A 25,870-nucleotide genomic window follows, 5' to 3' on the forward strand; every position below is an offset into this window, starting at 1 on the left:
GGCCGATTTCACCCCCGCACGCGGCCTTGTGGACCTTCGCACCACAGGGAAGGCTGCCGGGTGGCGCCACAGAGCGGGTACCCGGAATCCGCGGGGGCGCCCCGGCCCCGTACGCCCACCGGGGCGCGCGCCGGGAGCCCGGCTACGACCGAGTAGTTAACAAGGGCGCCGGATTGCCCACCCGAGGACACGGGGAAGGCTTTCCCGGTACGCAGCCCGACCAGGCCCGCACACGTTCTCCGTGCACGTTCTTCGTGCCCGAACCCCCGCGCTCCCTCCGATTCGAGTGCCATTGGAGTGAACGCGGACAGGAGCGGCCATGCCCACAGCCCGTCAGCCGACAGCGGAGCAGCTACAAAGGACAGATCCCCATCATCGCGACATACGCGGTCATACCGCCGCGCCTGTGCCGCACCCCGTGCACGCCGAGCTCCAGCCCCCAGGTGATTCCATGATCGGTCGAATTCCCGTCCTGGACGTCCGTCCTCTCGTCGACTGCGGCAAAAGGCCGGCGAAGGCCGTTGCCGGTGAGACCTTGCAGGTCACCGCCACCGTCTTCCGTGAAGGCCATGACGCGGTGGCCGCCAACGCGGTGCTGCGCGACCCGAACGGACGCACCGGCCCGTGGACGCCGATGCGTGAACTCGCCCCCGGCACGGACCGCTGGGGCGCCGACATCACCCCGGACACCGAGGGCCGCTGGACGTACACGGTCGAGGCGTGGAGCGATCCGGTCACCACCTGGCGCCGGAGCGCCCGGATCAAGATCCCGGCAGGCATCGACACCGCCCTGGTGCTGGCGGAGGGCGCGGACCTGTACGAGCGGGCCGCCGCCGGCGTGCCGAAGCGGGACGGGCGCGAGGCGGTGCTGGCCGCGGCCGACGCGCTGCGCGACACGTCCCGCCCGGCCGCGTCCCGGCTGGCGGCGGCCCTGGCCCCGGCGGCCGACGAGGCGCTCGCCCGCCACCCCCTGCGCGAACTGGTCACCCGCTCACGCCCGCTGCCACTGAAGGTGGAACGCCGCCGGGCCCTGTACGGCTCCTGGTACGAGCTGTTCCCGCGCTCCGAGGGGGCCAGGGTGGAGCGGGCGGAGCCACCGGTGAAGCGGGGCCGGGGCAAGGGCGCGCCCACGACACGGACGGCACCGGCGGCGCGGGCCGCGCGCGGCGTCTCGGGAGCCGCGACGGATGCGGCGACGCCCACCTCACGCGTCGTCAGCGGCACCTTCCGTACCGCCGCCGAGCGGCTGCCCGCCGTCGCCGCCATGGGGTTCGACGTGGTCTATCTCCCGCCGATCCACCCCATCGGCACCACCCACCGCAAGGGTCCCGACAACTCCCTCTCCCCCGGCGCCGACGACCCCGGAGTGCCCTGGGCGATCGGTTCGGCCGACGGCGGTCACGACGCCGTCCATCCGGAGCTGGGCACGCTGGCGGACTTCGACCACTTCGTCGAGACGGCCCGCACCCTGCGGATGGAGATCGCCCTGGACTTCGCGCTCCAGTGCTCGCCCGACCACCCCTGGGTGAAGGAACACCCGGAGTGGTTCCACCACCGGCCCGACGGCAGCATCGCGTACGCCGAGAATCCACCGAAGAAGTACCAGGACATCTATCCGATCGCCTTCGACCGGGATCTGCGCGGCCTGGTCGCCGAGACGGCGCGCGTCCTGCGCTTCTGGATGGACCACGGGGTGCGGATCTTCCGCGTCGACAATCCGCACACCAAACCGGTGGTCTTCTGGGAGAAGGTGATCGCCGACATCAACGGCACCGATCCCGATGTGATCTTCCTGGCCGAGGCCTTCACCCGCCCCGCGATGATGCGGACCCTCGGCACGGTCGGGTTCCAGCAGTCGTATACGTACTTCACCTGGCGCAACACCAAGCAGGAGCTGACCGAGTACGTCACCGAGCTGTCCGGCGAGAGCGCTTGGTCCATGCGGCCCAACTTCTTCGTGAACACCCCGGACATCCTGCCCGGCTACCTCCAGGACGGCGGCCGTCCGGCCTTCGAGGCCCGCGCCGTGCTGGCCGCCACGCTGTCCCCGTCCTGGGGGGTGTACGCGGGGTTCGAACTGTGCGAGAACACCGCGGTGCGGCCCGGGAGCGAGGAGTACCTGCATTCGGAGAAGTACCAACTCCGGCCGCGCGACTGGGAGTCGGCCGAGCGCGAGGGCCGCTCACTGGCGCCGCTGATCACCTCGCTCAACCGGATCCGGCGCCGCCACCCCGCGCTCCAGCAGCTGCGCGACGTGCACTTCCACACCGTCGACAACGAGGCGCTGATCGCGTACAGCAAGCGCTCCGGGACGGATGTCGTCCTCGTCGTCGTGAACCTCGACCCGCACCACACCCAGGAGGCCACGGTCTCGTTGGACATGCCGAAGCTCTGCCTCGACTGGCACGAGACCGTACCGGTGCGCGACGAGCTCACCGGCGACACCTACCACTGGGGCAGGACCTTCTATGTGCGCCTAGAGCCGGGCATCACGCCCGCGCACATCGTTGTCCTGCGACCGTCCCCGCCGACCGGAGGGTCACCCACACCATGATCGTCAATGAGCCTGTCCACGACACGTTCGAGGACACTCCCGCCAAGGACCGCGATCCCGACTGGTTCAAGCGCGCCGTCTTCTACGAGGTACTCGTCCGGTCCTTCCAGGACTCCAACGGCGACGGCATCGGCGACCTCAAGGGCATCACCGCCAAGCTGGACTATCTGCAATGGCTGGGCGTCGACTGCCTCTGGCTGCCGCCGTTCTTCAAATCGCCGCTGCGCGACGGCGGCTACGACGTCTCCGACTACACCGCCGTGCTCCCGGAGTTCGGTGATCTCGCCGACTTCGTGGAGTTCGTGGACGCCTCGCACCAACGCGGCATGCGCGTGATCATCGACTTCGTCATGAACCACACGAGCGATCAGCACGACTGGTTCCAGCAGTCCCGCAGCGACCCGGACGGGCCGTACGGGGACTACTACGTCTGGGCCGACGACGACAAGCAGTTCCAGGACGCGCGGATCATCTTCGTCGACACCGAGACGTCCAACTGGACCTTCGACCCGGTGCGCAAGCAGTACTACTGGCACCGGTTCTTCTCCCACCAGCCCGACCTCAACTACGAGAACCCGGCGGTGCAGGAGGAGATCATCTCCGCGCTGCGCTTCTGGCTGGACCTCGGCATCGACGGATTCCGCGTCGACGCCGTGCCCTACCTCTACCAGCGCGAGGGCACCAACTGCGAGAACCTCCCCGAGACCCACGACTTCCTCAAGCGGGTCCGCAAGGAGATCGACGCCAACTACCCGGACACCGTGCTGCTCGCCGAGGCCAACCAGTGGCCGGAGGACGTCGTCGACTACTTCGGCGACTACCAGGCGGGCGGCGACGAGTGCCACATGGCGTTCCACTTCCCCGTGATGCCGCGGATCTTCATGGCCGTACGGCGCGAGAGCCGCTACCCGGTCTCGGAAATCCTGGCGAAGACCCCGGCGATCCCGCAGAACTGCCAGTGGGGCATCTTCCTGCGCAACCACGACGAGCTGACGCTCGAAATGGTCACGGACGAAGAGCGCGACTACATGTACGCGGAGTACGCCAAGGACCCCCGGATGCGGGCCAACATCGGCATCCGACGGCGCCTGGCCCCCCTCCTGGACAACGACCGCAACCAGATCGAGCTGTTCACCGCTCTGCTGCTGTCGCTGCCCGGCTCCCCGATCCTCTACTACGGGGACGAGATCGGGATGGGCGACAACATCTGGCTGGGCGACCGGGACGCCGTACGGACCCCGATGCAGTGGACGCCCGACCGGAACGCCGGGTTCTCCTCCAGTGACCCCGGGCGGCTCTACCTCCCCACGATCATGGACCCGGTCTACGGCTACCAGGTCACCAACGTCGAGGCGTCCATGGCCTCACCGTCCTCGCTGCTGCACTGGACGCGGCGGATGATCGAGATCCGTAAGCAGAATCCGGCGTTCGGCCTCGGCTCGTACACCGAACTTCCCTCCTCGAACCCGGCGGTGCTGGCGTTCACGCGTGAGTACAAGGACGACCTCGTGCTGTGCGTCCACAACTTCTCGCGCTTCGCACAGCCCACGGAACTGGACCTGAGGTCGTTCAACGGGCGTCATCCGGTGGAGCTGATCGGCGGGGTGCGCTTCCCCGCCATCGGGCAGTGGCCCTACCTGCTGACGCTCGCCGGACACGGCTTCTACTGGTTCCGGCTGCGCAAGGACGCCCCGGCCCTCTGAGCCCGCGCCACCCCGTGCGCGACGGTTTCCGCCGCCCCGCACGGGGCACTCTCCCCCACATCGAGCTCTTCCGGGCTCCTCCGGGCCCTTCGGGGCTCATCAGGTCGAGTCCGTACGGATCATCCTCACCCGACACGTCCCGCACAGCCGGACAGCCATTGCCGCAATCCGGGACACTCTTCGCATCCTGTGGTGTGCCCGGGGAAAGGACGCGATGCCATGTCGGAGACTGCATCCCCTCACGCCGCCCTGGCGAAGAGCACGAAGAACAGGGCCACGAAGAACAGCGCGACGAGGGACAGCGGAACGAAGGACGGCGGGCCGGAGAACGGCGCGCCGGGAAACGACTCCACGAAGAGCGGTCCGGCGGAAAGCTCCACGACGAACGCGCCGGACAGCGGCTCCACGACGAACGGTCCGGCGGAGAGCCTCGCGACGAGCGGGGCCGCGAGCGGGGCGCTGCTTCCGTCACTCGTTCCCCTGCTCCGTGAATGGCTGCCCCGGCAAAGGTGGTTCGCCGGCAAGGGGCAGCCGGTCACCGGCTTCTCCCTCGTCTCGGCGACCGAGATGCTGCCGGTGGACGGCGGCGGCAGCGGGCCGGGTCTGCTCCATCTGCTCGTCCGGGTCCAGCAGCCGGCCCTGTCCGCCCGCGCGGCCGACGACTGCTACCAACTCCTCCTCGGAGTACGGACATCCCTGCCGCCCCGGCTCGCATCCGCCCTGATCGGCCGGGTGGCACACGGGCCGCTGGCCGGGCGCACCGTGTACGACGGACTGCACGACCCGCGGCTGGCCGGCCTGCTGCTGGAACGATTCCGCTGCCCGGGGGTGCTGGGCCCCCTCCGCTTCGACCGGACCTCGCCGATCCCGCCGGGGCTCACCCCCCGGGTGCTGGACACCGAGCAGTCCAACTCCTCGCTCGTCTACGGCGACGCGTACATCCTCAAGATCTTCCGCCGGGTCTTCCCCGGCACGAACCCGGATCTGGAGCTGCCGCTCGCGCTCACCCGCGAGGGGTGCGGACGGGTCCCGGCCCCGGTCGCCTGGTTCGAGGCCACCGTCCCCGAGGCGCTCACCCTCGGTGTGCTCCAGCCCTTCCTGCACGGCGCCCGGGACGGCTGGCAGCTCGCCCTGGGCGCGCTGGCCGAGGGCCGTGACTTCCTCCCCCAGGCACGGGCACTGGGCCGGGCCACCGCCGAGGTGCACACCGCGCTCGCCGCCGCCCTGCCGACGCCCGCGCTGGGCGGCTCGCAGACCCGGCACCTCGTCGCCGGGATGACCCAGCGACTGGAGGCCGCCGCCCAGGCCGTCCCGGCACTCGTGCCGTACGTCCCCGGGCTGCGCACCGCGTTCGACGCCGTCGCGGCCCTCGGGCACAGGGGCCACGACTGGGCCGCGCAGCGGATTCACGGCGATCTCCACCTCGGCCAGACGCTCTGCTCCGACGACGGTTTCTGGTCACTGATCGACTTCGAGGGCGAGCCGTCCCGCCCCCTTCCGGAGCGCCGCCGCCCGCAGCCACCGGTACGCGATGTCGCGGGCATGCTCCGCTCCTTCGACTACGCGGCCCGCTCCCACCACCCATGGAACGCGGAGTGGGCGGCCCGCTGCCGTGCCGCGTACTGCGAGGGCTACGCGGAGGCCGCGGGCGCCGACCCGCGCGGCGAACCGGAGCTGCTGCGCGCCCACGAGACCGACAAGGCGGTGTACGAGGTGCTGTACGAGGCACGGCACCGCCCCGACTGGCTGCCGGTGCCGATGGCCGCCATCCACCGCCTGGCCACGGCGACCACGGTCTGAGCGCCTTCTCCGCCCTTCCCCTCCCCCCTCCCCCCTCTGTCCCTTCCCCCTCCCCCACCCCGCGCTTTCCCTGACACCCTTCGAGGAGGCAGTCCCTGTGACCGCCCGCAAGCCGTCCCGCAATCCGTCCCGTTCCCGCAAGACGTCCGATGGCGTCGAGGTCCCACCCGTCCAGCAGCCGGTGCCCACCGAGATCACCGCACCGGCCGTTGCCTCCGTGACCGCACCCCCCGTGATCGCCACCGACGCCGCGGCCGCCCCGCCCCGCCCCCGTAGGAGCGGCGGGCAGAAAGTCCAGCCGGCGCCGCCCCTGAACGGCGGGGACCGGGGACGGCTGCTGGCCGGGGAGCACCACGCTCCGCATGATCTGCTGGGGGCACATCTGACCCGGAGCGGGGTGGTGGTGCGGGTACTGCGCCCGTTCGCCCACTCGGTGACGGTGCTCGGCAAGGGGCTGCGGGCCGAACTGCACGAGGACGGCGACGGCTTCTTCTCCGGGGTGCTGCCGGTACCCGCCGTACCCGAGTACCGGCTCCAGGTGGCCTACGAGGACGTCGAGATCGAGGTGCAGGACCCGTACCGCTTCCTGCCCTCGCTCGGTGATCTCGATCTGCACCTGATCGGCGAGGGCCGCCACGAGGAGCTGTGGACGGCGCTCGGTGCGCGGACCATGGAGCACCAGGGTGCCGCCGGGACCCGGTTCACCGTATGGGCGCCGAACGCTCGCGGGGTGCGGGTGAGCGGTGACTTCAACTACTGGGACGGCACGGGCTTCCCGATGCGTTCGCTGGGCTCCACCGGGGTGTGGGAGCTGTTCGTGCCCGCGGTCGGCGAGGGCGCCCTGTACAAGTTCGACATCTGCCGGCCCGACGGTTCGCACACGCTGCGGGCCGATCCGATGGCCCGCCACGCGGAGGTGCCGCCCGCCAACGCCTCGGTGGTCACCGCGTCGCACCACGAGTGGCAGGACGCGGAGTGGATGGCGCACCGGGGCGACCGCCCGGTGCACGAGGCCCCGTTCTCGGTCTACGAGGTACATCTGCCGTCCTGGCGACCCGGGCTGACCTATCGTCAGCTGGCGAAGCAGCTTCCTTCGTACGTCAAGGACCTGGGCTTCACGCATGTGGAGCTGATGCCGGTCTCCGAGCACCCCTTCGGCGGCTCCTGGGGCTACCAGGTCACGGGCTTCTTCGCGCCGACCTCGCGCATGGGCACCCCGGACGACTTCCGGTTCCTGGTGGACGCGCTGCACGGGGCGGGCATCGGCGTGATCGCCGACTGGGTGCCCGCACACTTCCCGCGCGACGACTGGGCGCTGGCGGAGTTCGACGGGCGCGCGCTGTACGAGCACTCGGACCCGTCGCGGGCCGCGCATCCGGACTGGGGGACGCTGGAGTTCGACTTCGGCCGCAAGGAGGTCCGTAACTTCCTTGTCTCCAACGCCACTTACTGGTGCGAGGAGTTCCACATCGACGGGCTGCGGGTCGACGCCGTCGCCTCGATGCTCTATCTGGACTACTCACGCGAGGACGGCGAGTGGTCGCCGAACGAGCACGGCGGACGGGAGAATCTGGACGCGGTCGCCTTCCTCCAGGAGATGAACGCGACCGTCTACCGGCGCAATCCCGGAGTCGTCACCATCGCCGAGGAGTCCACGGCCTGGGACGGCGTCACCCGCGCCACGCACCATGTCGGCCCCGGCGGCTTCGGCGGTCTCGGCTTCGGGCTGAAGTGGAACATGGGCTGGATGCACGACTCGCTCGGTTACGTGGAGAAGGAGCCGGTGCACCGCAAGTACCACCACGGCGAGATGACCTTCTCCATGGTGTACGCGTACAGCGAGAACTACGTCCTGCCGATCTCGCACGACGAGGTGGTGCACGGGAAGCGCTCACTGGTGAGCAAGATGCCGGGCGACTGGTGGCAGCAGCGGGCCAACCACCGGGCGTACCTCGGCTTCATGTGGGCGCACCCCGGTAAGCAACTCCTCTTCATGGGGCAGGAGTTCGCCCAGGGTGCCGAGTGGTCCGAGGGGCACGGCCCCGACTGGTGGCTGCTCGACCCGTCGTACGAGGCGTCGCCGGACCACACGGGCGTACGCACGCTGGTCGGCGATCTGAACGCGGTCTACGGGGCGCTGCCGGCCCTCTGGCAGCGCGACACCGTGCCGGAGGGGTTCAGCTGGGTGGACGGCGGCGCGTCCGAGGACAACGTGTTCGCGTTCCTGCGGTACGACGCCGACGGCTCACCGCTGCTGGCGGTCTCCCACTTCTCCCCCGCCGTGCGGCACGACTACCGCCTCGGCGTCCCCGAGGCGGCGGAAGCCTGGGTGGAGGTGCTGAACACGGACGCGGCCCGCTACGGCGGTGGCGACGTACGCAACGAGGAGCCGCTGAAGCCGGCGGCGGTGGCCGCGCACGGCAGGCGGGCGAGTATCACGGTGACGCTGCCGCCGCTGGCGACGGTGTGGTTCCGGCCCGCCTGATCCACCGGACCGCGCGGGGGCCGCACCGCCGCGGCGGCGGGCGCGGCCCCCTGACGTGAGCGCGGTTCAGCGCTCGTCGAGCACCTCGACGATGCTCGACCAGGAGTCGGGGCCGTGTCCCGCGGCGATGGCCCGGTCGGCGGCGGCCTTGATCGCGACGAGCTGCCCGGTGTCCAGACCCCGCCCCTTCGCGGTGTGCAGGATGTGATCGACGCTCGCGGTCATCATGGCGAGGTTGGCCCCGCTGCCCTCGTACACCCGGGAGTGCACGTCGGTGCCCGTGCGCTCCACGATGGCCGGGAGGAATCCCGCGATGGTGTTCAGGTACGGGGCGAGCGCCGCGCCGTCGATCCCCTCGGCCCTGGCCAGCGCGAAGGCGTGGACGAGACCGCCCATGGCGCCGTAGAAGAAGTCCAGCATCGCCATGTCGTAGGCGGCGGCGAGACCGTGGTCCTCCCCGAGGAAGGTGGCGGGCTCCCCGAGCGCCTTGAGCGCGCTCTCGCACTTGTCGTACACGGCCCGCTCACCGGCGTAGAAGACCAGCGCCCGCGCCGTACCGACCACGCCGACGGGGACCATGACCGCCCCGTCCAGGTAGTCGAGGGAGTGCCCCTTCGCCCAGGCGGCGGCCTCCCGCGCGCGCAGCGGGATGTCGGAGCTGAGGTTGATCAGGACGCGCCCGGCCAGCGCGTCGGCCAGCGGCGTGAGGACCTTGTCCGAGGCGTCGTAGTCGACGAGGCAGACCACGACGAGATCACCGGCCCGGACGGCCTCCTCGGCGGAGGCGGCCCGAACGGCGCCCCGTGCCACGAGCTGCTCACCCTTGTCGGCGGACCGGTTCCACACGGTGGTGGGGTGGCCGGCGTCCAGGAAGGCACCGGCCAGGGCCTGGCCCATGGACCCGAGACCGAGGACAGTGACGGGGGAGCTGTTCACATGCGTCATGAGAACCATGGTCACCAGGTGAACACGCCTTGCATAGAACGCACTTGATTGTCAGATGCTGACATTCGGGTAAGCATCCAGCTCAGGGGGGCACCGAGTGGGTATCGCCGCGTGGACCGCGATCGTGTCGGCCGACGGCGTGGGCGTGGTGGCTCTCTGCGCCCTCATGCTGACGTTCTCCGGGCGGCGCCTGAGCCGCTCGGGCCGCGCCCCGGTCAGGGATCCCGATCCGTACAAGGTGGCGTACCTCGCGGGCGGGCCCCGGCGCGTCGTGGAAGCGGCGCTCCATGAGGTCTGGGGCGAGGGCGATGGGGTAACCCGTCAGAACGGACGGCTCCGGCTCCCCCCGCCCCCGGAGGGACGCGACGCCCCCGTGGAGCGTGCGGTGATCGCGGAGTGGGGAGCCCCTGGCGGCACAGCACCCGCACGGCTGCGGGCGCGTGCGGTGCGCAGCGGCCCCGTCCGGGAGACCGGGGACCGGCTCGTCGGCGACGGCCTCGTGCTGCGCCCCGGGCGTGCGCGAGCGCGTCGGCTCGTGGGACGGGTGCTCGTCGGCGTGGCGTGCGCGACCGTGGTTCTGGCGGCGTGCGCTCTCGTACAGGGCCTTCCGCACCCCGGCCCGCTCCTCGCCCTCGCCGCCTGCGGGTGGGCCGTCCGCTGGGCGTGTCCCACACAGGGAACGCTGACCCCGGCGGGACGCCGCCACCTCGCCCGGACACGGCGGACCGCCCCATGGGCCGCGTCGGACCTCGGAGCCGTGGTCTTCGGCGAGCGGACCGGACTGCCCGGGGAGCCCCCCGCAGGACGGTCGCACCACGGGGCCCACCCCGGCCTGCCGTCGGTCGGCCGGACACTGATCAAGCTCGGCAAGGCCCTGGACCGCGAGGACGACAGACACCCCGGTCCGGGCGCCGACGACAGAGCCGGTGATCACGGCGGCCTGCCCGACGGACCTGCCCACCACAGCTGCGGATCGGGCAGCGGCTGCGGCAGCTCCTACTGAGCCGCGAACACGTCCTCCAGTTCCTGGAGCAGCTTCCGCTTCGGGCGGGCGCCCACCATCGATTTCACCGGTTCGCCCGCGCGGAACACCATCAGGGTCGGCATCGACAGCACTCCGTACCGCGTGGTGATGCCCGGGTTGTGGTCGACGTCGAGTTGGACGATCTTGAGCCGGTCGGCGTCCTCCCGCGCGATCGCGCTCAGCACCGGGGCGAGCTGGCGGCAGGGGCCGCACCAGTCGGCGGTGAACTCCACCAGGACCGGCAGGCCGGCCGCCAGTACCTCCTGGTCGAAGGTCTCATCGGTGACCTCGGCGACACCTTCTGCATGGATCATCTGTCATCCTCCCAGTTCACAACGTGGTTCCGGACCGCCGGGCAGCTCGGCGGACGCTTCGATCTCCGCCCGTGCGAGCTGTGCGCCGACCTCCGTACGGACCGTGCGCAGCTGCTCGATGAGCGCGTCGAGTTCGCCGAGCTTGCGCCGGTAGACGGCGAGCGAGGCGGGGCAGGCGTCGCCCGCCGGGTGACCGGCGCGCAGGCAGTCGACGAACGGCCGGGTCTCCTCCAGATCGAACCCGAAGTCCTGAAGGGTCCGGATCTGCTGGAGCATCCGCAGATCGCTCTCGTCGTACGTGCGGTAGCCGTTCACCGCGCGCCGTGCCTGAAGAAGTCCGCGTGACTCGTAGTAGCGCAGAGTCCGCGTCGTCGTCCCGGCCCGCTCGGCCAGCTCACCGATTCGCATGTGCCGACGGTAATCCTTGACGCGGGCGTCAAGGCAAGGACGGGTGACCCCTCACCGTCTGCGGGGTTTCCGTTGCTCTGTGCATTCAAGAAGTTAAAAGCGTGACGTCATTGACGGTTCCTCCGCGTGCATCTACAAAAGCTGAGAGCGCTCTCATAGAACTCACCAGCACCACCTCACCGGAGGTGTTCCTTGAGCACGAGCCGCATCCCCCACAGACGCACCACCGTCCTCGCCGCACTGACCGCGTCCAGCCTCGTACTCGCGGGGCTGGTCACCGTCCTCGGGTCCGGGCCCGCGCGGGGTGACGTACCGCCCGCCCCGGGCTGGAACCTTCAGTGGAGCGACGATTTCAACGGCGCCGACCGCTCGCTCCCCTCGGCCGCGAACTGGCAGATCGACACCGGCCACGCCTACCCCGGCGGACCCGGCAACTGGGGCACGGGCGAGATCCAGAACTACACCTCCAGCCCCGACAACCTCAGCCTCGACGGCAACGGCAACCTCCGGATCACCCCGCTCCGGGACGGCGCGGGCAACTGGACCTCGGGCCGGGTCGAGACCGAGCGGGCCGACTTCAAGGCTCCGGCGGGCGGCACCCTGCGCATCGAGAGCCGCATCCAGATGCCGAACGTCACCGGAAACGCGGCGCTCGGCTACTGGCCCGCCTTCTGGGCACTCGGCTCGCCCTACCGGGGCAACTACTGGAACTGGCCGGGCATCGGTGAGTTCGACATCATGGAGAACGTCAACGGGATCAACTCCGTCTGGGGCGTGCTTCACTGCGGGGTGAACCCGGGCGGCCCGTGCAACGAGACCAGCGGCATCGCCAACAACAGGGCCTGTCCGAGCGCGAGTTGCCAATCGGCGTTCCACGTACCGGTTCGAGTGGGACCGCTCGGCCACCCCGAACGCCCTGCGCTGGTACGTGGACGACCAGCTCTTCCACACCGTCACCCAGAACCAGCTGGACGCCGGCACCTGGGCGAACATGACGGACCACGCCGGGTACTTCATCCTGCTCAACCTGGCGATCGGCGGCGCGTTCCCCGACGCGCTGGCCGGGAAGACCCCGACCGCCGACACCGTCCCCGGCCGCCCGATGCTCATCGACTACGTCGGCGTCTGGACCCGTGGGGGCAGCGGCCCCACCGATCCCCCGGACCCGACCGACCCGCCCACCGGCTCGTCCACGCTGGCACTCCGCAGCGGCGGCGGTCTCGGCACGGCGCAGTCCGCCGCGTCGGCCGTCACGCTCGCCCCGGCGGGCGGCGCCAACCATGACGGCACCCCGCACAGCCCGCAGACCTTCACCGCCTCCGGCGTCACCAGGACGTACGACGGTGGGTCCACCCAGTTCGACCTGTTCGTCGACGCGGCTACCGCGATCGCCAACGGGCAGCAGGTGAAGGTGAGTTACGACCGCACGGGCGACGGGACCTGGGACCGTACGGAGACGTACGCCTACTTCCCGACCGATCCCGTACCCGGCTACGAGCACTACACCCAGAGCCGGGGCCTGAAGTACGCCACCGGAAGCCACGGCGATCTGGTGAACGGCACGGTGAAGGTCGAGATCTGGAACGCCATCGGAAACGGCTCCAGCACCGTCGGGGTCGGCAATCAGTCCTTCGTCCGCATCCCCTTCGGCTGACGGGTCCCTTCGACTGACGGGTCCCGGACCAGCGATGACGTCCGCGCCGGGCCCGTCATGTCCGGATGTGACAGGAAATCGTCATTGCGGTCATCGTGGGCGGGCGCGAGGATGGACGCATGCCCCTTCCCCACCGTGTCGTCATCGCGGTCTTCCCCGATGTCGATCTCCTCGACGCCACCGGCCCGGCCGAGGTCTTCGCCCTGGCCAACCGGGAGACCGCGGGCCGGGCCGGGTACGAGGTCCGCCTGGCGGGGCCCGCCGCGGGCGAGGTACGGACCTCGGCGGGTGTGCGGCTGCTGGCCGACCTGTCGTTCTCCGAGGTCGGCGGCCAGGTGGACACCCTGCTGGTGCCCGGCGCGGTCGACATGACCGAGGACGGCCCCACCGCCCGCATCGACAAGGACGTCGTGGCCTGGGTGAAGGACACCGCACCGCACGCCCGGCGGGTGGCCTCCGTGTGTGTGGGCGCGCACCTGCTCGCCGCGGCCGGGCTCCTCGACGGGAGGACGGCGACCACCCACTGGTCGACCGCCGCCCAGCTCGCCGCCGACCACCCGGCCGTCACCGTCGACCCGGACCCGATCTTCGTGCGGACCGACCGGGGGCGGATCTGGACCGGCGCCGGGATCAGCGCCTGCCTGGACCTCGCGCTGGCCCTGGTGGCCGAGGACCAGGGGGAGGACGTCGCCCTGGCGGTGGCGCGGCAGCTGGTGATGTACCTCAGACGGCAGGGCGGCCAGAGCCAGTTCTCCGTCCCGCTCAGCCGGCCCGCCACCTCCCGCCGAGACATCGACGAGCTGTGCCTGTGGATCGCCGAGCACCTCGACGAGGACCTGTCCGCGGAGGCCCTGGCGGCCCATATGCGCCTGAGCGAGCGGCACTTCGCCCGCGTGTTCAAGCAGGAGACCGGCGCGGGCCCGGCCGCCTATGTCGAGGCCGCCCGGGTCGAGGCGGCCCGGCGCCTGCTGGAGACCACCGACTGCCCGCTCGAACAGGTCGCGGCCACCGCCGGGCTCGGCTCGGTCGAAACCCTGCACCGGGCGTTCAAGCGGCAGCTCGCCACCACCCCGGCGGCCTACCGCCGCCGCTTCCGTACCCGGACCGCCTGACCTTCTCCACCCCCCCGGCCCGCCCCACCCCGTACCGCCCGTACGCATGCGACGCGGGCAGCTTCGCCATGCCTCATTCCGCCATGCCCCATTCCGCCAAGAAAGGCACACCATGAGCACGAACCAGCAGCCCTCCACGACCCTGCGCGACGTGATCGGCCTCGACAACCGGCCTCCCGGGCTGAGCGACTCCGTCCTGGTCCTGATCGACTACCAGAACACCTACCGCACCGGCGTCATGCTCCTGGAAGGCGCCGAGGAGGCCCTCGCGGCCGGTGCCCGCCTGCTGGAGCGCGCCCGTGCCGCGGGCACCCCGGTCATCCACGTCATCAACGACGGCGGCGGGAACAGCCCCTACGACATCCGCGCCCACATCGGTGCCCTCAGCGACGAGGTCGCGCCGAAGGACGGCGAGGCGGTCGTGGTCAAGCAGTTCCCCAACGCCTTCCACCTCACCGAGCTGGCGGAGACCCTCACCGGCCTGGGTGCCGCTCCGGGCAGCGGGAAGGACCTGGTCATCGGCGGCTTCATGACGCACATGTGCGTCAACCACACCGCCCAGGGCGCCTTCAACCTCGGCTACCGCCCCACCGTCGTCGCCGAGACGACCGCCACCCGCGCCCTCGCCGCGCCCGACGGCACCGTCCTGCCCGCCGCCGCCCTTCAGACGGCTGCCCTCACCGCGATCACCGACCTGTTCGGCACCGTCATCCCCACCGTCGACGCCCTCCCCGCCTGAAACGGGACCCGCCGCCGGGCGGCAGGGCCGACACCCTGCCGCCCGGCGGCGGCGCCGCGGCTCCGGAAGCGTGGGGCACGGGGTAGGGGGTGGGGGTGGGGGTACGGGGGCTACTTCCGCACCCCGGTCCGCCTGCGCATCGCGTAGAAGATCCCGCCGCCCGCGGCCACGGCCGCCGCCGCCGCGCCGATCATCGGCACCGTGGAGTCCGACCCGGTCGACGCCAGGCCGCCGCCCGACGTCGTCTGCGAGCCCGTGCCGCCGGTGGAGGCGGAGCCGCCGGACGACCCGGTCGAGGATCCCGTACCGCCGCCGGCGCCCGAGCCACCGGTGGAGGACGAACCGCCCGAGCCACCCGAGCCGCCGGAACCCGAACCGGCCGAACCGCCCGAGCCGCCGCTCGTACCGCCAGTGGTACCGCCCGAAGCGGCGGTGATCACGATCTCGGCGGTGTCATTGGCCGCGTTCTTGTCGAAGGGCCGGGCCTTCCCGGTGAACGACACCTTGCCCACCGCCTTCTTCACGGCCTTGTCGATCCGGAGCACGAAGGTGTACGACTCGCCGCCGTTCTCGTCGACCCAGGACTGCGAAGTCCCGCACCGGTAGTGCGACGCGGTGACCTTGTGGCAGAAGCCGTGCGGCTTCACCACCGACGTCCCGGCCGGTATCCGGATGTCGACGGTCGCGGCTCCCTGGCCCTGTTCGAGGTAGACCCAGCCCGGTCCCTTGTTGGTGAACTTCACCTCGGCGGTGACCTTGTCGCCCACCTTGCCGGTGACCTTCGCCCCGGACAGCGCGTAGTCGGCGGTGTTGTCCGAGGTGACGTCGACCACCGCGTAGCCCTCGGAGTGCTTCTTGCGTTCGGCCTCGTCGGCCGGGCCCTTCTCCACCAGTTTCAGCGGGGCGCCCGTGCCCGGTACGGGGTCGGCCCCCCCGTCGTCGCCGGAGCGGGACGGCTCGGTGCCCCTCACCGTCATGTAGACGTCGTCGTACAGCGCGGAGTCCAGCGCCTTGAGCCCGACCGGCCGCTCGGGAACGTAGACGACGCCGGGCTTCAGCGGCTGGTCGATGGCGCAGATCGCGTAGTGCGAGTCCGGGTTCTCATCGTGGGAGGAAGCGGTCCCGTAGAGGCAGTTGGAGTACGAGTCGGCGGCGCGGAGCCCCGGCGACACGGCGTAGGACACCCAGACCTTCGCCACCTCCTCGGTCCCCTTGTTCAGCACCGAGAACGGCATGCCGAAGCCGTTGCCGGGCTCGGCTCCGGTGATCCGGGCGAGATTCCCGATCCCGAGGTCGGGCTCCCCCTCGTCGGCGAGCGCCGGTGTGGCGCCCAGCCCGATCAGCGCGACGGCCGCGAGCGAACCGACTCCCCCGCGGAGGATGCGACGGCCGGTCTGGGTCTGGTTCATATGGGGTCCTCTGTGTGACGCGCGACGGAACTCGTTGCCTGTACGGAAGACACCCGCCGTCCCCTCGGGGTTGTACCGCGGTTCAGCAACGGACCGGGGCGGCCGAGCCGTTGATGGCTCGGCCGCCCCGGTCCGGGTGCGTCGATGGTCCGGGAACGTCCTTGTTCCGGAGCGTCAGACCTTCGCCTGCAGCTTGTCGTCCTCGCGCGGCTCCGGGACGTCCGCCGCCTGCCCGCTGTCGGCGCTGTCGGCGGTGCCGGCCGGGGCGTGGTCGTCGACGAGCGTCCTCTCGTCGAAGGGGACCTTGCCGGAGAGGACCCGGTCGACGCGGTCCTTGTCGATCTCCTTGGTCCAGGTGCCGACCAGGACCGTGGCGACCGCGTTGCCCGCGAAGTTCGTCAGGGCGCGGGCCTCGCTCATGAAGCGGTCGATGCCGACGATCAGGCCGACGCCGTCGACCAGATCGGGGCGGTGCGACTGGAGGCCGCCCGCGAGGGTGGCGAGACCGGCGCCCGTGACGCCCGCCGCGCCCTTCGAGGCGATCACCATGAAGACCAGGAGCGAGATCTGCTCGCTCGCGCTCAGCGGGTCCCCCATCGCGTTGGCGATGAACAGGGAGGACATCGTGAGGTAGATCGCGGTGCCGTCGAGGTTGAAGGAGTAGCCGGTCGGCACGGTGATGCCGACGACCGGCTTGCTGACCCCCAGGTGCTCCATCTTCGCGATCAGCCGCGGCAGCGCCGACTCGGAGGAGGAGGTGGACAGGATCAGCAGGAACTCGCGTCCCAGGTACTTCAGCAGCGAGATCAGGTTGACCCCGGCGACCAGCCGCAGGATCGTGCCGAGCACCACGAAGACGAACAGCGCGCAGGTGACGTAGAAGCCGATCATGATGATCGCGAGGGACTTCAGCGCGTCCAGGCCGGTCTCGCCGACCACCGCCGCCATCGCTCCGAACGCTCCGACGGGGGCCGCCCACATGATCATGGCGAGGATGCGGAAGACGAGGCGCTGGATGTGGCCGATGCCGCGCAGGACCGGTTCACCGGCCGCGCCCATGGCCTGGAGCGCGAAGCCCGCGAGGAGCGCGACGAGCAGGGTCTGGAGCACTTCGCCCGCGGTGAAGGCGGAGACCATGGTGGTCGGGATGATGCCGAGCAGGAAGTCCACGGTCGACTCGCTGGCGCCCGCCGCCTGCTTCTCACCGGCGGCGCGGGCCGCCTCGGTGAGGTGGAGGCCCGAGCCGGGCTCCAGGATGTTGCCGACGACCAGGCCGATCGCGAGGGCGACGGTCGACATGACCAGGAAGTAACCGAGTGCGAGCCCGCCGACGGCACCGACCTTGGCGGCCTTGCGGACGGAACCGACGCCGAGCACGATCGTGCAGAAGATGATCGGCGAGATCATCATCTTGATCAGGTTCACGAAGCCGGTTCCGATGGGCTTCAGCTCCACGGCGACCCCGGGGGCCACGAAGCCCACGAGAACGCCGAGAACCACGGCACCGATCACGGCGATGTACAGATAATGGGTTCGGTCCCGCTGAGCGGCTGACACTGCCACGGGGGCCTCCTCGGCTCGGTCGTGGTCGCTCCCCGTCCCTGGGGGCTCCGGTGACTATCCACCTCCCTGTGACCCCGGTCACCCTTGCGTTCATATCGTTCACAGGCGCTTTCCGGCCATCGGTGGACCGGTCGGCCGGGGCAGGCAGACTGGGGCCATGCGCCTCCCCCGTACCCGCCCCCGCAGCCTGGCCGGCCAGCTCTTCGCCATGCAGGTCGTGCTGGTGGCCGCCGTGGTCGCCGGGTGCGCGTTCTTCGCGTACGTCTCCGGGAGCGCGCAGGCCGAGGAGACCGCGACGCGGCAGGCGCGGGCGGCCGCTCTCGCGGTGGCCGGTTCCCCCTCCGTACGGGAGGCCATCCGTACCCCGGACCCGTCCGCCGTACTCCAGCCGTACGCGGAACAGGTGCGCCGGGACACCGGGATCGCCTTCGTCACGATCATGGACCCGGACGGGGTGCGCTGGACGCATCCGGACTCCGGGCTGATCGGCGACACCTTCCTGGGGCACACCGCGCAGGCGCTGCGCGGCGAGACGTTCACGGAGACGTACACCGGCACGCTCGGCCCCTCGATACGGGTGGTGACACCGGTCCGGGACGGGGGGAGGATCACCGGCCTGGTCAGCGCGGGCATCACCGTGGAGCGGGTCTCCACCCAGGTACGCGATCAGCTGGGCGCGCTCGGCCTCGCGGCGGGCGGTGCGCTGGCGCTCGGCGGGCTCGGTACGTACGTGGTCAACGCACGGCTGCGACGGCACACGCACGGCATGAACGCCGCCGAGCTGAGCCGGCTCCACGACTACCACCAGGCCACACTGCACGCGGTGCGCGAGGGGCTGCTGATGCTGGACGGGCGGCGCCGGATCGCGCTGATCAACGACGCGGGCCGGGAGCTGCTGGGCCTGGCGCCGGGGGCGGTCGGGCGGACGGTCGACGAGCTGGCGCTGCCCGCCCCGCTGACCGGGGCGCTGCTGGACTCCGACGCACGGGTCGACGAGCTCCATCTGACGGCGGACCGGGTGATCGTGGTCAACACCCGCCCGGTGGTGGGCGGGGAGCGGCGCGGCACCGTGGTGACGCTGCGGGACCACACCGAGTTGCAGGCGCTGTCGGGCGAGCTGGACTCGGAGCGCGGCTTCACGCAGGCGCTGCGTTCCCAGGCGCACGAGGCGGCGAACCGGCTGCACACGGTGGTGTCACTGATCGAGCTGGGGCGGGTGGAGGAGGCGGTGGGTTTCGCGACGGCCGAACTGGAGCTGGCGCAGGAGCTGACCGACCGGGTCGTGGGCGCGGTCGCGGAACCCGTGCTGGCGGCGCTGCTCCTGGGCAAGGCGGCGCAGGCGAACGAGCGGGGTGTGGAGCTGGTGCTGGCGGACGACAGCCTGATCGACGACGGGGCGCTGCCGGACGGACCGGCTCAGCGCGATCTCGTGACGATCCTGGGCAATCTGATCGACAACGCGGTCGAGGCGGCGTCGGAGGCGGCGAGCGGCGCACCGGACCGCGGCGCGGGCTCGGGTCACGGCGCCCGCTCCGTACCCGGCACCGGCACGGACACCGGCTCCACGCCCGTCCCCGTCCCCGTACCCGTGCCCGCTCAGCGCGGCTCGTCCCGCGCCCGGGTCACCGTGACCGCCCTCGCCGTGGACGGCCTGCTCCTGCTGCGGGTCGCCGACACCGGGGCGGGCATCGGCCCGGACGACGCGGCCGATGTGTTCCGGCGCGGCTGGTCGACGCACGGCACCGGACGCGGGCTCGGGCTCGCGCTGGTGCGGCAGGCCGCGCACCGCAACGGCGGCACGGTCGAGCTGGACCGGGGGCCGGACGGCGGCGCCCGGTTCACGGTCCGGCTGCCCCTCGGGGACCGTACGGCGAAGGAGGGCACCGCATGATCCGGGTACTGGTGGTGGAGGACGATCCGGTGGCCGCCGACGCCCATCAGCTGTACGTGGGCCGGGTGCCGGGTTTCGAGGTGGCCGCCGTGGCGCACACGCGGGCGGAGGCGGTGCGGGCGCTGGACCGTACGCCGGTGGATCTGCTGCTGCTGGATCTGTATCTGCCCGACGGGCACGGGCTGCAACTGCTGCGGGCGCTGCGGGCGGCCGGTCACGGGGCCGATGTGATCGCCGTGACGTCGGCGCGCGATCTCGCGGTGGTCCGGGAAGGGGTGTCGCTCGGGGTGGTGCAGTACGTGCTGAAGCCGTTCACGTATCCCACGCTGCGGGACCGGCTGGTGCGGTACGCGGAGTTCCGGGCGGCGGCCGGTGAGGCGAGCGGGCAGGAGGAGGTGGACCGGGCCCTGGGGGCACTGCGCGTCGCGCATCCCGCCTCGCTGCCCAAGGGGCTGAGCGGTCCGACGCTGGAGGCGGTGACCCGGGTGCTGCGGACGGCCCCGGACGGGGTGACCGCGGCGGCAGCCGGGGAGGAGCTGGGGATCTCGCGGATCACCGCGCGCCGTTACCTGGAGCATCTGGTGACGGTGGGCAGCGCCGCACGGCGTCCGCACTACGGTCAGGTGGGGCGCCCGGAGCTGCACTACCGGTGGCTGGCGCACGGCCGCTGACACCACGGGCCCCGGTGCACAACAAGCGCTTGCCGCACGGGCATTGACCTCCTCGTCGGGCCGGACCTACGGTCACGGTCAGCCCTCGTGGCCATGAGGAGGTCGTGCCCGTGCGCCCCACCGCCCCACTGATCCTCGCCGCCGCAGCCACCGTGCTCGCCGCCGGTTCGCTCACCGCCTGCTCCTCCGGTTCCGACAGTGACCCGGACACCGTGAAGGTCGCGTACAACCGCTCCACGGACAACAAGATCCGCTTCAAGGACAAGCATTTCCAGTCCGTCAAGGAGCAGTTCGAGAAGGAGCACCCCGGCAAGAAGGTCAAGCTGGTGCCGATCCAGGCGCCGGACAACGACTACGCCACCAAGGCGCAGCAGATGATGCGCTCGCCGAAGACGGCCCCGGACCTGGTCTACGAGGACACGTTCCGGATCAACTCCGACATCAAGGCCGGGTATCTGCGCCCGCTGGATCCGTATCTGGCGAAGTGGGACACCTGGGACCGGTTCGTGGACACCGCGAAGACGGCGGCGAAGGCGGAGGACGGCAGAACGTACGGCGTCCCCGACGGCACCGACACCCGCGGCCTCTGGTTCAACAAGGAGATCTTCGCGAAGGCGGGTCTGCCGGCCGACTGGCGGCCGATGGACTGGGACGAGCTCCTGGACGCGGCGCGCACCGTGAAGAAGAAGGTCCCCGGCGTCATCCCGCTGAACGTGTACACCGGCAAGGGTCCCGGTGAGGCGGCGGTGATGCAGGGCTTCGAGATGCTGCTGTACGGGACGGGCGCGGACCCGCTCTACGACGCCACGGCGAAGAAGTGGGTGGCGGGCGGCCAGGGATTCAAGGACGCGCTCGGCTTCGTGGAGACCGTGTACGGGGAGAAGCTCGGCCCGGACCCCTCGGACGCGCTGGACCCGAACATCGGCACCAAGGTGGCCACCGAGCTGTTGCCCGAGGGGAAGCTCGCGATCTCGCTGGACGGTTCCTGGATGGGCCAGAACTGGATCAACGGCGGGCCGAGGGCCTGGCCGGAGTGGGAGACGACGCTCGGCCAGACCCCGATGCCGACGCAGAACGGCCAGGCGCCCGGGAAGGTGTCGATGTCCGGCGGCTGGGCCTGGTCCATCCCGCGGAAGGCGAAGAACCCCGATCTGGCCTGGGAGTTCATCAAGACGCTACAGACCGCCCGCAACGCGGCCACCTGGGATGTGGTGGGTGCGCAGATCGCCGTGCGGGAGGACGTGGCGCGGGACCCGGCGTATCTGAGGTCCATGCCGGGCATCGCGTTCTTCACGGCACTCGTGGACCACACGCACTACCGTCCGGCGCTGCCCGTCTATCCGCAGGTGTCGACGGCCATCGGCGAGGCGATGGAGAAGGTGACGACGGGTGACGGGTCGCCCGAGTCGGCGGCGAAGGAGTACGACGAGCAGCTGAGGACGATCGTCGGCGACGCGGTCGTCGGCGGGTGAGCGGGGCGGGGGCCGGGGCGAGGGCTGGAGCCGGGACTTCGAAGGGTGCCGGGACTTCGAGAGGCGTCGGGACTTCGAAGGGCATCGGGGGCGGGGTCGCGGCCGGGAAGGGGCGTGCGCGGGTGGCTCGTTGGCTGCCGGTCACCCCCGCCGTCGCCCTGCTGCTGCTCTTCCTCGCCGGGCCCATCGGCTACTGCGTCTGGATCGCGTTCACCGACACCCAGCTCACCGGGGCGTCCGGCTCGTCCTTCGTCGGCCTCGACAACTTCCGCCGGGCCTTCGCCGACGGCGACTTCCGCAACGCCGTCGTACTGACCCTCGTCTTCACCTTCCTGTCCTCGATCGTCGGCCAGAACACCCTGGGCCTGGCGCTGGCCGGGCTGATGCGGGCCGCGTCGCGCCCGGTCCGTACGGTGGCGGGCGCGGTCGTCATCACGTCCTGGGTGCTGCCGGAGATCGTGGCGGCTTTCCTGCTGTACGCGTTCTTCCGCCGCGAGGGCACCTTGAACGTGATCCTGGACTGGCTCCATCTGCCTTCCCAGAACTGGCTGTTCACCCTGCCGATCCTCGCGGTGTCGTTCGCGAACGTGTGGCGCGGTACGGCGTTCTCGATGCTGATCTACTCGGCGGCGCTGTCGGAGATCCCGCAGGACATCAAGGAGGCCGCCGAGGTCGACGGGGCGAGCGGGCCGCGCAGGCTGTGGCATGTCACGCTGCCGATGATCCGCCGTTCCATCGGCACCAATCTGATGCTGAACACCCTCTCCACGCTCTCCGTCTTCGGGCTGATCTGGGCCATGACCCGGGGCGGTCCCGGCAACCGCAGCCAGACCCTCCCGGTGTTCATGTACGACCAGGCGTTCGTCAACAGCCTGATCGGCTACGGGACGGCGGTGGCCCTGCTGCTTCTCCTGGTCGGGGCGCTGTTCTCGGTGGTCTACCTGCGCCTGATGAGGATGGAGGTGTGATGGTGACCCGCCGCACCCGGGCCCGGCTGGCGGCCGACGCGGCACTGCTGCTGGTGGGCGCGTCGTTCGCGCTGCCGCTGCTGTGGCTGCTGTTCGCCTCGGTGGACAGCGAGGCGAATCTGCGGGTGCGTCCGCCGACGTCCCCGACCCTGGACAACTTCGACGCGGTGCTCACCGACGAGATCACCTTCACCCCGATGCTCAACAGTCTGCTGCTGTGCGGCGGCGCGACCCTGCTGACGGTGGTGTGCGCGGCACTCGCCGCGTATCCGCTCTCCCGCTACCGCTCGCGCTTCAACCGCCCGTTCCTGCTGACGATCCTGTTCACGACGTGTCTGCCGATCACCGCGATCATGGTGCCGGTGTACGGGCTCTTCGTGCGGGTGGACCTGATCGACACGATGCACGGCACGGCACTGTTCCTCGCCACGTCCCAACTGCCTTTCGCCATCTGGCTGATGAAGAACTTCATGGACGGCGTGCCGAAGGTCCTGGAGGAGGCGGCCTGGACGGACGGGGCGTCCATGACGCAGACCCTGCTGCGGGTGGTGCTGCCGATCATGGGACCGGGCGTGGGAGTGGTGACGATCTACACCTTCATCATGCTGTGGGGGAACTTCTTCGTCCCCTTCATGCTGCTGCTCTCCCCCGAGCAGTTGCCCGCGTCCGTCTCGATCTTCACGTTCTTCGGCAACTACGGCTCGGTGATCTACGGACAGCTGGCGGCGTTCTCGATCCTGTACTCCACTCCCGTACTGCTGCTGTACGTCCTGATCTCGCGCCGGCTGGGCGGCGGATTCGCGCTGGGAGGTGCGGTCAAGGGGTGATGGAGGCCACGGAGGACGGCGGGCGGCACGGGCGTCGGCCGCCTCGGATTGGCCCCGTTTCGCCCTAGGAGTTTCCTACGAAGCATGTTCTGGGCGGAACGTACCGTAGCCAGGCCCGTTTCCGACTTCTACGGTGGGGCCGTGCACCCCACCCCGCCGTTTCACGCCCCCGCCGCGCGCCGACTTCGCGAGGCTCTGGGGATGGCACCCGGTCATGTCGCCTACGGTCTCGCCGCCCAGTACGGTCTCCGCGTCAGCCCCGAGACGGTGATGGCCTGGGAACGCGGGACCGCCGCCCCGGACGAACGGGAGCTCACGGCACTCGCCGGGGTGCTGTGGTGCGCGCCGGGCGAACTGCTGGCGACGGCTTCCACGTTGCGGGAGCACCGGATGACCCGGAACCTCACGGTGGACGATCTGGCCCGGCAGCTCGGGATGACCGGGTCCTCGTATCTGCGGATGGAGGAGTCGGGGCGCTGGCGGGGCAACGAACGGCAGTCCGCCGCGCTGCGCGAGGCGCTGAATCTGTCGCCCGCGCAGTTCCTCACGGCGACCGGCCGCAACGAGGAACTGGCGGAGCTGCTGACCAGTGCCGTGACGACGCGCTGGCAGGCGTACGTGCGCCCGGTGTCCAAGATCGTCCCGCTGGAGCGGCGCCTGGTCCAGGACGTGCTGGAGCAGCTGCACGCCGACTACCAGGCGCTGATGGTGTCGACGCTGAGCTGGAGCAGCACCGGTGAGGAGCGGTCCGGGTCCACCGGGGACGCGGGGCGGGCGTTCCTGTCGCGGATCATCGACCAGTTCTGGCGGACGGTGGGCGTGTAGGTGGCCGGTGCGGGCGCGGGCGCGGGCCGCAGTCACCGTCACGGAGCGGCCCCGCCGGGTCGGCTCGGATGAGGGCGGCGAAGGGGATCAGGCCGCGGCACATACCGGAGGGGGAACGGTAAGCGGCCCCGACCGTCCACGGGGCGGGACAGTCAGGGCCGCAGATGCGCCCGGGGCCGGGCTCGCTCGGTGGAGAAGCGGGCCGTGAGCGGGCCCGGTAAGCGGGCCGTGAGCGGGTCAGAACACCGACTCGGCCTCGTACATCCGGTCATCGGGCACGGTCTTCAGCCGGGTGACCGCGTCGGCGAGCGGCACCATGACGATCGCGTTTCCGCGCAGGGCGGTCATGCGGCCGAAATCGCCGCGGTGGGCGGCCTCCACCGCGTTCCAGCCGAACCGGGTCGCGAGCACCCGGTCGTACGCGGTCGGCGTGCCGCCACGCTGGACATGGCCGAGAATGACCGGTCGGGCCTCCTTGCCGAGCCGGGTCTCCAGCTCGACGGCGAGACGGTTGCCGATGCCCTGGAAGCGCTCGTGGCCGAACTGGTCGATCGCACCCTTGGCGTACGGCATCGAGCCCTCGGCCGGGTGCGCGCCCTCGGCGACGCAGATGACGGCGAACTTCTTGCCGCGTGCGAAGCGCTCCTCGACCATTTTGACCAGGTCGTCGACCTGGAACGGCCGCTCGGGCAGACAGATGCCGTGCGCACCGCCCGCCATCCCGGACTCCAGCGCGATCCAGCCCGCGTGCCGGCCCATCACCTCGACGACCATGACCCGCTGATGCGATTCGGCGGTGGTCTTGAGGCGGTCTATGGCCTCGGTGGCGACGCCCACCGCGGTGTCGAAACCGAAAGTGCGGTCGGTGGCGGAGATGTCGTTGTCGATGGTCTTCGGTACGCCGACGACCGGCATGCCCGCGTCGGAGAGCATCCGGGCGGCGGTGAGCGTGCCCTCGCCGCCGATCGGGATGAGAGCGTCTATGCCGTACCGGCGGCTCAGCTCGTCGCAGTTCTCGGCGGCTTCGCGCAGCCGGTCGCGCTCCAGCCGGGCCGAGCCGAGGATCGTGCCGCCGCGGGCCAGGATGCCGCTGACCGCGTTGAGGTCCAGTGGGCGGAAGTGACCGTCGAGCAGTCCCTTGAACCCGTCCTCGAATCCGATGACTTCATCGCCGTGACCCACGACGGCGCGGTGCACGACCGACCGGATCACTGCGTTCAGGCCAGGGCAGTCGCCGCCTGCGGTGAGAATTCCGATGCGCATCGTGCTGTGTCTCCTGCTCGCTAGTGCCGCGCTGTTCGGGGGCCAGCCGAAGAATCCCCCGTACCGTGAGCCGTGTCGATTGTCCCACGCCTGGTCCGGACCTCGCGCTTTTGGCCGGTCCGGCGGGAGAACCGGGGGCGAAGGTCCGCGACGCGGCGGGCCGGAGGTCCTGCCGCCGGGAGGCTTGGGTCCCGGTCCCGGGCAGCGGGCGAAGGACCTCGGACCTGCCCCTTCGCCGGACCC

The 25,870-nt window shown here is 70.9% G+C and carries 19 protein-coding genes and 1 pseudogene; 14 read left to right on the forward strand and 6 right to left on the reverse strand.

The window, feature by feature from the left end:
- Nucleotides 1–451 precede the first annotated feature (451 nt).
- The 4 genes from OG413_RS02315 to glgB all read left to right on the forward strand — a co-directional run bounded on the left by OG413_RS02315 (nucleotide 452) and on the right by glgB (nucleotide 8,542).
- Nucleotides 452–2,554 carry an alpha-1,4-glucan--maltose-1-phosphate maltosyltransferase gene (locus OG413_RS02315; protein ID WP_266802705.1) on the forward strand — a complete coding sequence of 701 codons (2,103 nt, stop codon included), beginning with the start codon at nucleotides 452–454 and terminating at the stop codon, nucleotides 2,552–2,554.
- Nucleotides 2,551–4,257, forward strand: a complete 1,707-nt coding sequence (treS, locus tag OG413_RS02320; RefSeq protein ID WP_266802707.1) for a maltose alpha-D-glucosyltransferase — start codon at nucleotides 2,551–2,553, stop codon at nucleotides 4,255–4,257. The genes OG413_RS02315 and treS overlap by 4 nt, the downstream gene beginning before the upstream one ends.
- 219 nt (nucleotides 4,258–4,476) lie before the next feature.
- Nucleotides 4,477–6,057, forward strand: coding sequence for a phosphotransferase (locus tag OG413_RS02325; protein WP_266802709.1), 1,581 nt, complete (start codon nucleotides 4,477–4,479; stop codon nucleotides 6,055–6,057).
- A gap of 97 nt (nucleotides 6,058–6,154) precedes the next feature.
- On the forward strand, nucleotides 6,155–8,542 hold the full coding sequence (gene glgB / locus OG413_RS02330; protein ID WP_266802711.1) for a 1,4-alpha-glucan branching enzyme: 2,388 nt from the start codon (nucleotides 6,155–6,157) through the stop codon (nucleotides 8,540–8,542).
- A gap of 66 nt (nucleotides 8,543–8,608) precedes the next feature.
- Here glgB and OG413_RS02335 read toward each other — a convergent pair whose 3' ends face one another.
- Entirely contained in the window at nucleotides 8,609–9,487 is an 879-nt protein-coding gene (locus OG413_RS02335; protein WP_323137795.1) for an NAD(P)-binding domain-containing protein, read from the reverse strand.
- A 97-nt stretch (nucleotides 9,488–9,584) separates the two neighbouring features.
- On the opposite strand from OG413_RS02335, the gene OG413_RS02340 reads away from it, so the two are divergent.
- The gene (locus tag OG413_RS02340; protein ID WP_266802713.1) at nucleotides 9,585–10,490 is read left to right on the forward strand and encodes a TIGR04222 domain-containing membrane protein; all 906 of its coding nucleotides are present in this window, start codon (nucleotides 9,585–9,587) and stop codon (nucleotides 10,488–10,490) included.
- On the opposite strand, the gene trxA is transcribed toward OG413_RS02340, so the two are convergent.
- Together trxA and OG413_RS02350 are read right to left on the reverse strand one after the other, a co-directional pair.
- Nucleotides 10,484–10,825, reverse strand: a complete 342-nt coding sequence (gene trxA, locus OG413_RS02345) for a thioredoxin (RefSeq protein WP_266802715.1) — start codon at nucleotides 10,823–10,825, stop codon at nucleotides 10,484–10,486. The genes OG413_RS02340 and trxA overlap by 7 nt on opposite strands.
- Nucleotides 10,826–10,828: 3 nt before the next feature.
- On the reverse strand, nucleotides 10,829–11,233 hold the full coding sequence (locus OG413_RS02350; RefSeq protein ID WP_266802717.1) for a MerR family transcriptional regulator: 405 nt from the start codon (nucleotides 11,231–11,233) through the stop codon (nucleotides 10,829–10,831).
- Between the two features lie 192 nt (nucleotides 11,234–11,425).
- On the opposite strand from OG413_RS02350, the pseudogene OG413_RS02355 reads away from it, so the two are divergent.
- The 3 genes and pseudogenes from OG413_RS02355 to OG413_RS02365 all read left to right on the forward strand — a co-directional run bounded on the left by OG413_RS02355 (nucleotide 11,426) and on the right by OG413_RS02365 (nucleotide 14,738).
- Nucleotides 11,426–12,887 (forward strand): annotated as a pseudogene (locus OG413_RS02355) (family 16 glycosylhydrolase).
- Between the two features lie 119 nt (nucleotides 12,888–13,006).
- Nucleotides 13,007–13,999, forward strand: a complete 993-nt coding sequence (locus OG413_RS02360) for a GlxA family transcriptional regulator (RefSeq protein WP_266802719.1) — start codon at nucleotides 13,007–13,009, stop codon at nucleotides 13,997–13,999.
- Nucleotides 14,000–14,111: 112 nt separating this feature from the next.
- A complete protein-coding gene (locus tag OG413_RS02365; RefSeq protein WP_266802721.1) occupies nucleotides 14,112–14,738 on the forward strand; it encodes an isochorismatase family protein in 627 nt (208 codons plus the stop codon).
- A gap of 110 nt (nucleotides 14,739–14,848) precedes the next feature.
- Here the strand turns inward: OG413_RS02365 and OG413_RS02370 are convergent, their stop codons facing one another.
- Together OG413_RS02370 and OG413_RS02375 are read right to left on the reverse strand one after the other, a co-directional pair.
- The gene (locus OG413_RS02370) at nucleotides 14,849–16,147 is read right to left on the reverse strand and encodes a peptidase (protein WP_266802722.1); all 1,299 of its coding nucleotides are present in this window, start codon (nucleotides 16,145–16,147) and stop codon (nucleotides 14,849–14,851) included.
- Nucleotides 16,148–16,321: 174 nt separating this feature from the next.
- Nucleotides 16,322–17,710 carry a cation:dicarboxylase symporter family transporter gene (locus OG413_RS02375; RefSeq protein WP_266802724.1) on the reverse strand — a complete coding sequence of 463 codons (1,389 nt, stop codon included), beginning with the start codon at nucleotides 17,708–17,710 and terminating at the stop codon, nucleotides 16,322–16,324.
- Between the two features lie 157 nt (nucleotides 17,711–17,867).
- On the opposite strand from OG413_RS02375, the gene OG413_RS02380 reads away from it, so the two are divergent.
- From OG413_RS02380 to OG413_RS02405, 6 genes are all read left to right on the forward strand, one after another.
- The gene (locus OG413_RS02380) at nucleotides 17,868–19,601 is read left to right on the forward strand and encodes an ATP-binding protein (protein ID WP_266802726.1); all 1,734 of its coding nucleotides are present in this window, start codon (nucleotides 17,868–17,870) and stop codon (nucleotides 19,599–19,601) included.
- Complete coding sequence (locus OG413_RS02385) at nucleotides 19,598–20,272, forward strand: response regulator (RefSeq protein WP_266802728.1); 675 nt, start codon at nucleotides 19,598–19,600, stop codon at nucleotides 20,270–20,272. The genes OG413_RS02380 and OG413_RS02385 overlap by 4 nt, the downstream gene beginning before the upstream one ends.
- A 110-nt stretch (nucleotides 20,273–20,382) precedes the next feature.
- Nucleotides 20,383–21,744: an extracellular solute-binding protein gene (locus tag OG413_RS02390; RefSeq protein ID WP_266802730.1), complete on the forward strand. Its 1,362-nt coding sequence runs from the start codon at nucleotides 20,383–20,385 to the stop codon at nucleotides 21,742–21,744.
- 83 nt (nucleotides 21,745–21,827) lie between these two features.
- Nucleotides 21,828–22,712: a carbohydrate ABC transporter permease gene (locus OG413_RS02395; RefSeq protein ID WP_266809833.1), complete on the forward strand. Its 885-nt coding sequence runs from the start codon at nucleotides 21,828–21,830 to the stop codon at nucleotides 22,710–22,712.
- The gene (locus OG413_RS02400; protein WP_266802732.1) at nucleotides 22,712–23,539 is read left to right on the forward strand and encodes a carbohydrate ABC transporter permease; all 828 of its coding nucleotides are present in this window, start codon (nucleotides 22,712–22,714) and stop codon (nucleotides 23,537–23,539) included. The genes OG413_RS02395 and OG413_RS02400 overlap by 1 nt, the downstream gene beginning before the upstream one ends.
- A gap of 201 nt (nucleotides 23,540–23,740) precedes the next feature.
- Nucleotides 23,741–24,364 carry a helix-turn-helix transcriptional regulator gene (locus OG413_RS02405; RefSeq protein ID WP_266802734.1) on the forward strand — a complete coding sequence of 208 codons (624 nt, stop codon included), beginning with the start codon at nucleotides 23,741–23,743 and terminating at the stop codon, nucleotides 24,362–24,364.
- 237 nt (nucleotides 24,365–24,601) lie between these two features.
- On the opposite strand, the gene OG413_RS02410 is transcribed toward OG413_RS02405, so the two are convergent.
- Nucleotides 24,602–25,627 carry an ATP-dependent 6-phosphofructokinase gene (locus OG413_RS02410; protein ID WP_266802736.1) on the reverse strand — a complete coding sequence of 342 codons (1,026 nt, stop codon included), beginning with the start codon at nucleotides 25,625–25,627 and terminating at the stop codon, nucleotides 24,602–24,604.
- Nucleotides 25,628–25,870 lie beyond the last annotated feature (243 nt).

It is taken from the genome of Streptomyces sp. NBC_01433, assembly GCF_026340105.1.
Lineage (GTDB): Bacteria > Actinomycetota > Actinomycetes > Streptomycetales > Streptomycetaceae > Streptomyces.